The 12,972-nt window shown below is 39.3% G+C and carries 7 protein-coding genes; all 7 read left to right on the forward strand.

The window, feature by feature from the left end:
* Nucleotides 1-169 precede the first annotated feature (169 nt).
* The 7 genes from O3652_RS06925 to O3652_RS06955 all read left to right on the forward strand — a co-directional run bounded on the left by O3652_RS06925 (nt 170) and on the right by O3652_RS06955 (nt 12,851).
* Nucleotides 170-1,123 (forward strand): glycosyltransferase family 2 protein, encoded by a 954-nt coding sequence (locus O3652_RS06925; RefSeq protein WP_125413564.1) that lies wholly within the window; start codon nt 170-172, stop codon nt 1,121-1,123.
* A 153-nt stretch (nt 1,124-1,276) separates the two neighbouring features.
* Nucleotides 1,277-2,692, forward strand: coding sequence for a flippase (locus tag O3652_RS06930; protein WP_042902864.1), 1,416 nt, complete (start codon nt 1,277-1,279; stop codon nt 2,690-2,692).
* Between the two features lies 1 nt (nt 2,693).
* Nucleotides 2,694-3,692: an acyltransferase gene (locus O3652_RS06935; RefSeq protein ID WP_371590194.1), complete on the forward strand. Its 999-nt coding sequence runs from the start codon at nt 2,694-2,696 to the stop codon at nt 3,690-3,692.
* A gap of 13 nt (nt 3,693-3,705) precedes the next feature.
* Nucleotides 3,706-4,809 (forward strand): UDP-galactopyranose mutase, encoded by a 1,104-nt coding sequence (glf, locus tag O3652_RS06940; RefSeq protein ID WP_371590195.1) that lies wholly within the window; start codon nt 3,706-3,708, stop codon nt 4,807-4,809.
* A 27-nt stretch (nt 4,810-4,836) separates the two neighbouring features.
* On the forward strand, nt 4,837-5,889 hold the full coding sequence (locus tag O3652_RS06945; protein WP_000878656.1) for a hypothetical protein: 1,053 nt from the start codon (nt 4,837-4,839) through the stop codon (nt 5,887-5,889).
* Between the two features lie 64 nt (nt 5,890-5,953).
* A complete protein-coding gene (locus O3652_RS06950) occupies nt 5,954-6,151 on the forward strand; it encodes a hypothetical protein (protein WP_125413487.1) in 198 nt (65 codons plus the stop codon).
* 277 nt (nt 6,152-6,428) lie between these two features.
* The gene (locus O3652_RS06955) at nt 6,429-12,851 is read left to right on the forward strand and encodes a SpGH101 family endo-alpha-N-acetylgalactosaminidase (protein ID WP_125413486.1); all 6,423 of its coding nucleotides are present in this window, start codon (nt 6,429-6,431) and stop codon (nt 12,849-12,851) included.
* Nucleotides 12,852-12,972 lie beyond the last annotated feature (121 nt).

Below are 12,972 nucleotides of genomic sequence, written 5' to 3' on the forward strand. Positions count from 1 at the left end.
AAGGATCTATATAGTAAAATTGAGCAAAGCTCATATAAATACGTTCCTACGAAAAAAATTGACAGATGGTCTTACTTAAATTATAGGACTAACTTTGCTTTTGGAATAATTTTTAATCCGATTTTGAAGAAATACTCTGAAAAGAAAGAAAAAGAGAGGGGCGTTTAAGATGTTTATCAGCATCGTTGTTCCTGTTTATAATGTTGCAGACTATCTGCATTTTGCGATAGAAAGCTTAATTAAACAGACCTATCAAAACTTTGAGATAATTCTTGTAAATGATGGATCCACAGATGATTCTCCTCTATTATGCGAAGATTATGCAAAGCAATATGAAAATATCCATGTTTTCCACAAAGAAAATGGTGGATTATCTGATGCACGTAACTTTGGAGTGGCAAAAGCCAACTCAGATTGGATTTTCTTTTTAGATCCGGATGATTATCTTGAAGAATATACTCTAGAGTTAATCGTGAAAATTCAGGAAACACATCAAGCAGACTTGATTTCAACCAAGGTAAAAGCTACTTCAAAATATAATGCTTATACTTCTTATCGATTGCAAGACTCAGACTATAAAGATTTGGCTCCGATTACAAAAGAAAAGGCTCTGGAACTAATGTTGGATGACAAAGTTGCAACGGTTTCTGCCTGTGCTAAGCTTTATAAAAAAAGTATATTGGAACGAGTCCCTTTTCCAGTTGGGAAAATCTATGAGGATTTTTATGTTGTAGCAGAACATCTTGCCTTAGCTGAAAGAATCGTGATCAGTCCACTTGAAACCTACAATTACTATCGTAGGGAAGGGAGTATAGTTCGTTCAACATTTACTGAAAAAAGATATGATTTCTTTGAAGCTGTTGCAAAAAATGAGGAAGTTATTAAAAGAGAGTACATTCAGAGTCCAGAATTAAAGCAAGCTTTGCAAGCTAAAAAATTATTAGGTGGTTTTGTAGTAATTGGTGCAAAAGCTGACTCAGGCTTAAAAGATTTTTCAAAAGATAAAGAGTTGTTGAGAGTCGAATTGAGTGACTTGTTGAAAAATAATAAGTTATCATGGAAACTAAAACTAAAATACCTTATTTTTATTTTTAACCCTAAATTGTATTTGTTGCTACGATAGTATCGTGCATAGATCCAATTTAATTTGCAACAAGTGTCAAAAAATGTAGGAAAGAGGAAATATGAAAGAAGTTTTTAGAATAATTGACCATTATAAGTATGACCAGTCAAACTTTTTGTTTTCACTGATTAATTCTAAATTGGATGACTTGAAATGAAAGTATTAAAAAACTACGCCTACAATCTTTCTTATCAATTGTTGGTCATTATACTCCCAATTATTACGACTCCCTATGTAACACGGGTCTTTTCTTCGGATGATTTAGGGACGTATGGATACTTTAATTCCATTGTCACCTACTTCATCCTCTTAGCGACGCTGGGAGTTGCTAACTATGGTACTAAGGTCATTTCAGGACATCGTAATGAGATTAATAAAAACTTTTGGGGTATCTACACTCTACAATTAGGGGCAACAGTTCTTTCTCTGTCCTTATATGCTCTTCTTTGTATGACTCTTCCCTCTATGCAAAATCCGGTAGCCTACATTCTAGGCTTGAGTTTAGTTTCAAAAGGTTTAGACATTTCCTGGCTCTTTCAAGGGCTAGAAGATTTTCGAAAGATTACTGTTCGAAATATCACAGTTAAACTCGTTGGAGTCATTTCAATCTTTCTCTTTGTCAAATCTGCAAATGACCTATATCTCTATGTTTTTTTGCTAACCATATTTGAACTCTTGGGGCAACTAAGTATGTGGGTGCCTGCTCGGGAGTTTATCGGTAGTTCTCATTTTAGCATAGAATATGCTAGACATCATTTAAAGCCGGTCATATTATTATTCCTTCCTCAAGTAGCGATTTCTTTGTACATTACGCTGGATCGTACCATGCTTGGAGCCTTAGCTTCTACAAAAGATGTAGGGATTTATGACCAGGCCCTAAAATTAGTAAATATCCTTCTGACCTTGGTAACTTCCTTGGGAAGCGTTATGTTGCCTCGTGTCGCGCATTTGTTAGCGACAGGTGATCATAAAGCGGTTAACAAAATGCATGAGATGTCCTTCCTCATTTATAATCTAGTGATTTTCCCAATGATGGCAGGAATTTTAATCGTCAACGATGATTTTGTTAGCTTTTTCCTTGGGCAGGATTTTCAGGATGCACGTTATGCAATTGCCATTATGATCTTCCGTATGTTCTTTATCGGTTGGACCAATATCATGGGAATTCAGATACTGATACCTCACAATCAAAATAAAGAATTCATGATTTCAACAACAGCTCCCGCAATTATCAGTGTAGGTTTGAACTTACTATTCCTTCCTAAACTTGGGTATATCGGAGCAGCCATTGTTTCTGTTTTGACAGAGGCGTTGGTATGGGCGATACAATTATACTTTACCCGTAGATACCTAAAAGAAGTTCCAATTATCGGATCTTTGACAAAAATTGTTCTAGCGTCAGCTATCATGTATGGCATTCTGCTAGGTTCAAAAACAGTTATACATTTTTCGCCAACCCTAAATGTTCTAGCGTTTGCAGGGCTTGGTGGAATTATTTATCTTTTTGCAATTCTATCTTTGAAAGTGGTAGATGTAAAAGAATTAAAACAAATAATTAGGAAAAACTAGAATGCAAAAAAATCGGAATATCAGTCTAGATTTATTAAAAGTGCTTGCGTGTATTGGGGTCGTTTTACTCCATACAACAATGGGCGGATTTAAAGAGACAGGATCATGGAATCTTTTGGCATATCTATATTATTTAGGTACCTACTCCATTCCCTTGTTTTTTATGGTCAATGGTTATTTATTGTTAGGCAAAAGGGAAATAACTTATCCTTACATACTTCAAAAAGTCAAATGGATTCTAATAACAGTGTCATCATGGAACATTATCGTTTGGCTCTTTAAAAGAGGCTTTGCGTTTAATCCAATTAAAAAAATTGTAGGCTCTCTGTTACAAAAAGGGTATTTCTTTCAGTTTTGGTTTTTTGGTTCGCTGATTCTTATTTATTTATGTTTGCCTGTTTTGAAAACAGTTATAAACTCTAAAAGAAAATATGTATACATTCTATCTTTATTGGTGGCAATTGGGTTTATAGTTGAATTTGCAAATATTTTCCTTCAGATGCCTATACAAACTCATGTTATGCAAACTTTTAGATTATGGACTTGGTTTTTCTACTATCTTTTAGGTGGTTATATAGCGCAATTCAATATAGACAACCTCAAATATAGATTTAAAAATTGGATGAAAATAGTTAGCATACTTTTGTTATTGATTTCACCAATTATATTGTTTTTCTTAGCAAAGAATACTTACCATAATCTTTTTGCTGAATATTTTTATGATACTTTATTTGTAAAAGTCAGTACTCTAGGAATTTTTCTAACTATCCTCACGCTTACGTTGAATGAAAACCGAAACGAATGGATTGTTTTCCTTTCTAATCAAACAATGGGAGTTTTCATAATACATACTTATATTATGAAATTGTGGGAAAGGATATTTGGTTTTAATTTTGTAGGAGCATATTTACTTTTTGCTCTATTTACTTTAAGTGTTAGTTTTATTATTGTTGGAATGTTAATGAAGATTCCTTACTTCAATCGAATCGTCAAATTATAAAAAGGAGAACACTATGTACGATTATCTTATCGTTGGTGCTGGTTTGTCTGGAGCAATCTTCGCACACGAAGCTACAAAACGCGGTAAAAAAGTAAAAGTGATTGACAAGCGTGATCACATTGGTGGAAATATCTACTGTGAAAATGTTGAGGGCATCAATGTTCACAAGTATGGCGCCCACATTTTCCATACTTCTAATAAGAAAGTATGGGATTATGTCAATCAATTTGCTGAATTTAACAACTACATCAACTCACCAGTGGCTAACTACAAGGGTAGCCTCTACAATCTTCCTTTCAACATGAATACCTTCTATGCTATGTGGGGTACCAAGACTCCTCAAGAAGTCAAGGCTAAGATCGCTGAGCAGACAGCTGATATGAAGGATGTTGAACCTAAAAACCTTGAGGAACAAGCCATCAAGTTAATTGGTCCAGATATCTATGAAAAGTTAATTAAGGGCTATACTGAAAAACAATGGGGACGTTCGGCAACAGACCTTCCGCCATTTATTATCAAGCGCCTCCCAGTGCGTTTGACCTTTGATAACAACTACTTTAACGACCGTTACCAAGGTATTCCAATCGGTGGCTATAACGTCATCATTGAAAACATGCTTGGCGATGTAGAAGTAGAGCTTGGTGTTGATTTCTTTGCCAATCGTGAAGAGCTAGAAGCATCAGCTGAAAAAGTTGTCTTCACAGGGATGATTGACCAGTACTTTGATTACAAACACGGGGAGTTGGAATACCGTAGCCTTCGTTTTGAACATGAAGTCTTGGATGAAGAAAATTATCAAGGGAATGCTGTAGTAAACTATACAGAACGTGAGATTCCTTATACTCGCATTATTGAGCATAAACATTTTGAGTACGGTACACAAGATAAAACGGTTATTACGCGTGAATATCCATCTGATTGGAAACGTGGAGATGAGCCCTATTATCCAATCAATGATGAGAGAAATAATGCTATTTTTGCTAAGTATCAAGAAGAAGCAACACAGAATGATAAGGTAATTTTCTGTGGACGTTTGGCAGATTATAAATACTATGATATGCATGTAACTGTTGAACGTGCATTGGATGTGGTAGAGAAAGAACTAGGAAGTATCTAAGAACATCACAGATAAAGGGGAGAAAAGGTGAAATATTATCTGAAGGATTCATTTCTGAGTAATGAATATGAAAAGAATGCAGGAAATAAGGCACGAAATGACGTGGAAGCTATTCTAGTCTCAGAGGGTTATAAGGGGTTGGAACTCAAGGTTGAGAATTGGTATAAGATGAATTTCTTTAAAGCTCAGCAACACAAATATCGTGCGCTCAAGTCTGTCTTTGATCAGTTGGGATCTGGGGATGAATTGCTGATTCAGTTCCCGATTATCCACCATACATTTTTCATCTCACAACTCATTAAGCAGGCGCAAAATAGAGGAGTCAAATTCTATCTTGTGATTCATGATATTGAAACCTTGCGTCATGTAGGAAATTCAGCAGTGAAACTTCGTCATAAAGTGAGAAATTACTTCCAAGAGAAGGCAGCTCTTACATCAGTGGATGGCATTATCGTTCATAATGATATCATGAAAAATGCCTTGACAATTCAAGGCATACCATCAGATAAAATGGTTAGCTTGGAGATTTTTGACTATCTGATTCCGAACTTTGAGGAAAAAAGTGTTCCCCAAAAAGAAGAAGCGATTATCATCGCCGGAAATCTAATTCCAACAAAATCAGGCTATCTTTATAATTTGCCAGAACAGCCAGCCTATAATCTCTATGGAATGGGATACGATGAAAGTCGTGCATTGAAAAATACCACCTACTTTGGTTCCTTTATGCCAGATGACCTCCCCAATGCTCTTCAAGGTAGTTTTGGTTTGGTGTGGGATGGTGATAGTTCAGAAACTTGCCAAGGTTCTTTCGGAAATTACCTACGTATTAACAACTCCCACAAGGCTTCTCTTTATTTGGCTTCGGGCTTTCCTCTAGTTGTTTGGAAAGAGTCTGCCCTTGCGCATTTTGTGCTAGATAAGCAATGTGGTATAGCAGTTGATTCTCTACATGACCTCCAAAAGGCACTAGACGATTTGACAGATCGAGATTACATGGAACTATCAGCTAATGCTAGACAAGTAGGAGTAGCGCTTCGAAATGGTGATTATCTGAAATCGGCTATTTCTAAATTGAAGTAAGAATTTGAAGCTACTTATTAATCAGTTCGTTAGAAAGATTACTTCATTATGAAAGGTATTATTTTTGCAGCTGGTTCGGGAACACGATTATATCCAACAAGATTCTACTACTTATTTAGTAGGCACAAATATCGATCGTCAGTCTTATAAGTACACTTCTAAGACAACAGAAGAATACCAAAAAGCTCAAGAAAAATGGTTGAAAGAAAAAGAAGAGTCAAATAAAAAGGCCCAAGAAGATCTCGCAAACCATGTGAAATAACTTTAAAAAAGTAAAGGATTTAGCCATCGGCATGATGGTTAAGTCCTTTTTTATCTTGGTATAAGTCCCTGAATGATTAGAGATAGGATTTTTCAGAAAAGAGAAAATTTTAGTGAATTTTACCTATTTCCTATTGCTTTCTGCCTTTTTATTTGTTATATTAAAAGTACAATTAATTTTTATTTATAACAGTTAAGCAGAGCACTTTCAGAGAAAGGAGTATTTTTTAAAAAAGAAATGTAAACGCTTACTGGAAAATGAAAGGATTTAGGAGTTCATGGATAAACGATTTTTTGAAAAACGCTGTAAGTTCAGTATTCGTAAGTTTACGCTTGGAGTAGCTTCGGTGATGATTGGAGCGACTTTCTTCGCGGCTAGCCCAGTATTGGCTGATCAAGCAAGAGTTGGTTCAACAGATAATTTGCCGAGTGAACTAGCTGATTTGGATAAGAAGGCTAGTGATGAGGGGCACGATTTTGACAAGGAAGCTGCCGCTCAGAATCCTGGTTCAGCTGAGACTACTGAAGGCCCTCAAACAGAAGAAGAGTTGTTGGCTCAAGAAAAAGAAAAGTCAGATAAGCCAAGCAATCTTCCAAAAGAACTAGAAGATAAGTTGGGGAAAGCTGAAGACAATGGGCGCGAAGTTGACAAGGACCAATTGGCCCAAGATACTGGGAAGCTCGTCCCAGAAGATGTGGCTAAGACTACCAATGGGGAATTAAACTACGGCGCAACTGTTAAGATCAAGACGCCATCAGGAGAAGGTAGCGGTATTGTCGTTGCTAAAGACCTTGTCTTGACGGTGTCTCATAACTTTATCAAGGATAGCCAAGACGGCAATGTCCGTAAGGTTGTGGACAATGATCAAGGGGATGGAGATATCTATAGTATCTCATATCCAGGATTGCCAGATGTCAAGTTTAGCAAGAAAGATATTATTCATTGGGATCGTGAAGGCTATCTGAAAGGCTTCAAAAATGATTTGGCCCTAGTGAGATTGCGTACAGTTCTAGAAAATACGCCTGTTGAAGTAACTAAAAAGCCAGTAGTTAAGAAAATTGGAGATAAACTCCATGTCTTTGGTTATCCAGAAGGAAAATTGAATCCGATTGTCAATACTACAGTTGATTTTGCGGAACCATACGGAGAAGGTGTCCAAGGGATTGGTTACCAAGGAGGAAAACCGGGTGCTAGTGGCGGCGGTATCTTTGATACAGAAGGCAAACTAGTCGGTGTTCACCAAAATGGTGTAGTTGGAAAACGGAGCGGCGGTATTCTCTTCTCACCAGCTCAACTAAAATGGATCCAAGACCACATACAGGGAATTTCAAGTGTGAAACCAGCAGACTTGGAAGAGAAAGAGAAACCGGCTGAAGAAAAACCAAAAGAGGATAAACCTGCAGCTGCTAAACCTGAAACACCTAAGACAGTGACTCCTGAATGGCAAACAGTAGCGAATAAAGAGCAACAAGGAACAGTCACTATTCGTGAAGAAAAGGGTGTTCGCTACAATCAACTGTCTTCAACTGCCCAAAATGACAATGATGGCAAACCAGCTTTGTTTGAAAAACAAGGATTGACAGTTGACGCTAATGGAAATGCGACGGTTGATTTAACCTTCAAAGATGATTCGGAAAAAGGCAAATCACGCTTTGGTGTCTTCTTGAAATTTAAAGATACCAAGAACAATGTTTTTGTTGGTTATGACAAGGACGGCTGGTTCTGGGAGTATAAATCTCCAACCGATAGCACCTGGTATAAGGGGGGACGTGTAGCAGCGCCTGAGACAGGATCAATTAACCACCTATCAATTAACCTCAAGTCAGATGGACAACTCAATGCAACGAATAATGATGAGAAACTCTTTGATACAGTCACTTTGCCAGCAGCTGTTAATGAAACTCTCAAAAATGAGAAGAAAATCGTCCTAAAAGCTGGCTCCTATAGCAATGACCGTACGGTTGTCAGCGTTAAAACAGACAATCAAGAAGGTGTAAAAGCGGATGACACTCCTGTGGAGAAAGAAAAAGGAGACATTGTTGACGATAGTAAAGTATCTTATGACACTATCCAGTCAACAGTATTGAAAGCGGTAATTGACCAAGCCTTTCCACGCGTGAAAGAGTATACTTTGAATGGGCATACTTTGCCAGGACAAGTTCAACAACTTAAGAAAATCTTGGTAAACAATCGCGAAATTACACCTGAAGTCACTTATAAGAAGATCAATGATACTACTGCAGAGTACTTGATGAAACTTCGTGACGAGAAGAATTTCATCAATGCAGATATGACAGTACGCTTGCAAGTTGTGGACAATCAGTTGCATTTTGATGTGACCAAGATTGTCAACCACAATCAAGTTACTCCAGGTCAGAAGATTGATGATGAAAGAAAACTTCTCTCCTCTATCAATTTCTTAGGAAACTCACTTGTGTCAGTTTCAAGCGACCAAACTGGGGCTAAGTTTGACGGGGCAACTATGTCAAACAACACTCATATCAGTGGAGATGAACATATTCCTGTAACCAATCCAATGAAAGATTTGGCTAAGGGCTACATGTATGGTTTTGTTTCTACAGATAAGCTTGCGGCAGGTGTTTGGAGTAACTCTCAAAACAGCTACGGTGGTGGTTCGAATGACTGGACTCGTTTAACAGCCTTCAAACAAACTGTAGGAAATACAAACTATGTGGGAATCCAAAGTTCTGAATGGCAATGGGAAAAAGCTTATAAAGGGATTGTATATCCAGAGTACACTAAGGAACTTCCAAGTGCTAAAGTTGTTATCACTGAAGATGCCAATGCGGATAATAAAGTTGACTGGCAGGATGGTGCCATTGCTTATCGTAGCATCATGAACAACCCTCAAGGTTGGGAAAAAGTTAAGGATATCACAGCTTATCGTATCGCGATGAACTTTGGTTCTCAAGCACAAAACCCATTCCTTATGACCTTGGATGGTATCAAGAAAATCAATCTCCACACAGATGGTCTTGGGCAAGGTGTTCTCCTTAAAGGATATGGTAGTGAAGGTCACGACTCTGGTCACTTGAACTATGCTGATATTGGTAAACGTATTGGTGGTGTTGAAGACTTCAAGGCCTTGATCGAGAAAGCTAAGAAGTATGGTGCATATCTTGGTATCCACGTTAATGCTTCTGAAACTTATCCTGAGTCTAAATACTTCAATGAAAATATTCTTCGTAAGAATCCAGATGGCAGCTATAGCTATGGCTGGAACTGGCTAGACCAAGGTATCAACATTGATGCTGCTTATGACTTGGCGCATGGACGTTTGGCTCGCTGGGAAGACTTGAAGAAAAAACTTGGTGAAGGTCTCGACTTTATCTATGTGGACGTTTGGGGCAATGGCCAATCAGGTGATAACGGTGCCTGGGCTACCCACGTTCTTGCTAAAGAAATTAACAAACAAGGCTGGCGCTTTGCGATCGAGTGGGGCCATGGTGGTGAATACGACTCTACCTTCCAACACTGGGCAGCTGACTTGACCTATGGTGGCTACACTAATAAAGGTATCAACAGTGCTATCACGCGCTTTATCCGCAACCACCAAAAAGATTCTTGGGTTGGTGACTACAGAAGTTACGGTGGTGCAGCCAACTACCCACTTCTAGGTGGCTACAGCATGAAAGATTTTGAAGGCTGGCAGGGAAGAAGTGACTACAATGGCTACGTGACTAACCTCTTTGCCCATGATGTCATGACTAAGTACTTCCAACACTTCACTGTAAGTAAATGGGAAAATGGTACACCAGTTACCATGACCGATAATGGTAGCACCTATAAATGGACTCCAGAAATGAAGGTTGAGCTAGTCGATGCAGCAGGTAACAAGGTTGTTGTGACTCGTAAGTCAAATGATGTCAATAGCCCACAATACCGTGAACGTACAGTAACTCTCAACGGACGTGTCATCCAGGATGGTTCAGCTTACTTGACTCCTTGGAACTGGGATGCGAATGGTAAGAAACTTCCTACTGATAAGGAAAAAATGTACTACTTCAATACGCAAGCTGGTGCAACAACTTGGACCCTTCCGAGCGATTGGGCAAATAGCAAGGTTTACCTTTACAAGCTAACTGACCAAGGTAAGACAGAAGAGCAAGAACTAACTGTAAAAGATGGCAAGATTACCCTAGACCTTCTAGCTAATCAACCATACGTACTTTACCGTTCAAAACAAAGCAATCCTGAAATGTCATGGAGCGAAGGCATGCACATCTATGACCAAGGATTTAATAGCGGTACCTTGAAACACTGGACCATTTCAGGTGATGCTTCTAAGGCAGAAATTGTCAAATCACAAGGCGCAAATGAAATGCTTCGTATCCAAGGCAATAAGAGCAAGGTCAGCCTTACTCAGAAACTGACTGGCTTGAAACCAAATACCAAGTATGCGGTTTATGTCGGTGTTGATAACCGTAGTAATGCTAAGGCAAGTATCACAGTGAATACTGGCGAAAAAGAAGTGACTACTTATACCAATAAGTCACTCGCTCTCAACTATATCAAAGCATATGCTCATAACAATCGTCGGGAAAATGCTACAGTTGATGATACAAGTTACTTCCAAAACATGTACGCCTTCTTTACAACAGGTTCAGATGTATCAAATGTCACTCTGACATTGAGTCGTGAAGCTGGTGATGAAGCAACTTACTTTGATGAAATTCGTACCTTCGAAAACAATTCAAGCATGTACGGAGACAAGCATGATACTGGTCAAGGAACCTTCAAACAAGACTTTGAAAATGTAGCTCAAGGGATTTTCCCATTCGTAGTGGGCGGTGTCGAAGGTGTTGAAGATAACCGCACTCACTTGTCTGAAAAGCATGATCCATATACACAACGTGGTTGGAACGGTAAGAAAGTTGATGATGTTATCGATGGAAATTGGTCACTCAAGACCAATGGACTGGTTAGCCGTCGTAACTTGGTTTACCAAACCATCCCACAAAACTTCCGCTTTGAAGCAGGTAAGACCTACCGTGTAACCTTTGAATACGAAGCAGGATCAGACAATACCTATGCCTTTGTAGTCGGTAAGGGAGAATTCCAGTCAGGTCGTCGTGGTAGTCAAGCAAGCAACTTGGAAATGCATGAATTGCCAAATACTTGGACGGATTCTAAGAAAGCCAAGAAGGCAACCTTCCTCGTGACAGGTGCAGAAACAGGCGATACTTGGGTAGGTATCTACTCAACTGGAAATGCAAGCAATACTCATGGAGATGCTGGCGGAAATGCCAACTTCCGTGGTTACAACGACTTCATGATGGATAATCTTCACATCGAAGAAATTACCCTAACAGGTAAGATGTTGACAGAAAATGCTCTGAAAAACTACTTGCCAACTGTAGCCATGACCAACTACACGAAAGAGTCTATGGATGCTTTGAAGGAGGCAGTATTTAACCTCAGCCAAGCAGATGATGACATTAGTGTAGAAGAAGCGCGTGCAGAGATTGCCAAGATTGAAGCCTTGAAGAATGCTTTGGTTCAGAAGAAAACAGCCTTGGTAGCAGAAGACTTTGAAAGTTTGGATGCGCCTGCCCAACCAGGTGAAGGCCTAGAGAATGCCTTTGATGGCAATGTATCTAGCCTATGGCATACATCTTGGAGTGGTGGAGATGTTGGTAAACCAGCAACAATGGTCTTGAAAGAACCTACTGAAATCACAGGACTTCGCTATGTTCCACGTGCATCCGATTCAAATGGAAACTTGCGAGATGTGAAACTGGTTGTCACAGATGAGTCTGGCAAGGAACATACCTTTACCGTAACAGATTGGCCAAATAACAACAAGCCAAAAGACATTGACTTTGGCAAGACAATCAAGGCTAAGAAAATTGTCCTTACTGGTACCAAGACTTACGGAGATGGTGGCGATAAATACCAATCTGCAGCGGAACTCATCTTTACCCGTCCACAGGTAGCAGAAACACCACTTGACATGTCTGGCTATGAAGCAGCTTTGGCTAAGGCGCAGAAATTAACAGACAAAGACAATCAAGAGGAAGTGGCTGGAGTTCAGGCAAGCATGAAATATGCGACGGATAACCACCTCTTGACGGAAAGAATGGTTGCCTACTTCGCAGATTATCTCAACCAATTAAAAGATTCTGCTACGAAACCAGATGCTCCAACAAGTAGCAAGGGAGAAGAACAACCACCAGTTCTTGAAGTTCCTGAATATACAGGTCCTTACGGAACAGCTGGAGAAGAAGCGGCTGTTCATGACCTACCTGAGTTCAAAGGCGGCGTCAATGCAGCAGAAGCAGCTGTACATGAGGTTCCTGAGTTCAAGGGCGGCGTTAATGCAGTTCAAGCCTTGGTTCACGAATTACCAGAATACAAAGGTGGAGCCAATGCGGTCCAAGCGGCTGCAAATGAAGTCCCTGAGTTTAAGGGTGGCGTCAATGCGGTCCAAGCCTTGGTAAACGAGAAACCAGCCTACACAGGTGTATTGGCTACTGCTGGAGATCAAGCAGCTCCAACAGTTGAAAAATCTGAGTACTTGCTCACTCCAATCCCAGTAGCTGATACCAAAGCTCTGGAAGATAAAGAAGAGCAACTTCCTGCTACAGGAGAACATGGTTCAGAAGCAGCCCTCTTCTTAGCAAGTGTGAGCATCGCTTTATCTGCTGCGGTTCTTGCGACAAAACGTAAAGAAGAGTAATGAGATTTGATTGTAGCAGTTCAAAGCAACTCGAATCAAAAAGGAACAAACAGCCGGAGAGGACCTCTTGGTTCTCTCCTTTTTCAAAGGAGAAATGATACCGCTTACTCATGTATGCGGA

This window comes from Streptococcus sp. 27098_8_23, from assembly GCF_041432195.1.
Lineage (GTDB): Bacteria > Bacillota > Bacilli > Lactobacillales > Streptococcaceae > Streptococcus.

What these genes read in the sequence shown, in the direction of transcription:
- O3652_RS06955 (WP_125413486.1), top strand. Translation starts at nt 6,429, where the DNA reads ATGGATAAACGATTTTTTGAAAAACGCTGTAAGTTCAGTATTCGTAAG.
- O3652_RS06930 (WP_042902864.1), top strand. Translation starts at nt 1,277, where the DNA reads ATGAAAGTATTAAAAAACTACGCCTACAATCTTTCTTATCAATTGTTG.
- O3652_RS06925 (WP_125413564.1), top strand. Translation starts at nt 170, where the DNA reads ATGTTTATCAGCATCGTTGTTCCTGTTTATAATGTTGCAGACTATCTG.
- glf (WP_371590195.1), top strand. Translation starts at nt 3,706, where the DNA reads ATGTACGATTATCTTATCGTTGGTGCTGGTTTGTCTGGAGCAATCTTC.
- O3652_RS06935 (WP_371590194.1), top strand. Translation starts at nt 2,694, where the DNA reads ATGCAAAAAAATCGGAATATCAGTCTAGATTTATTAAAAGTGCTTGCG.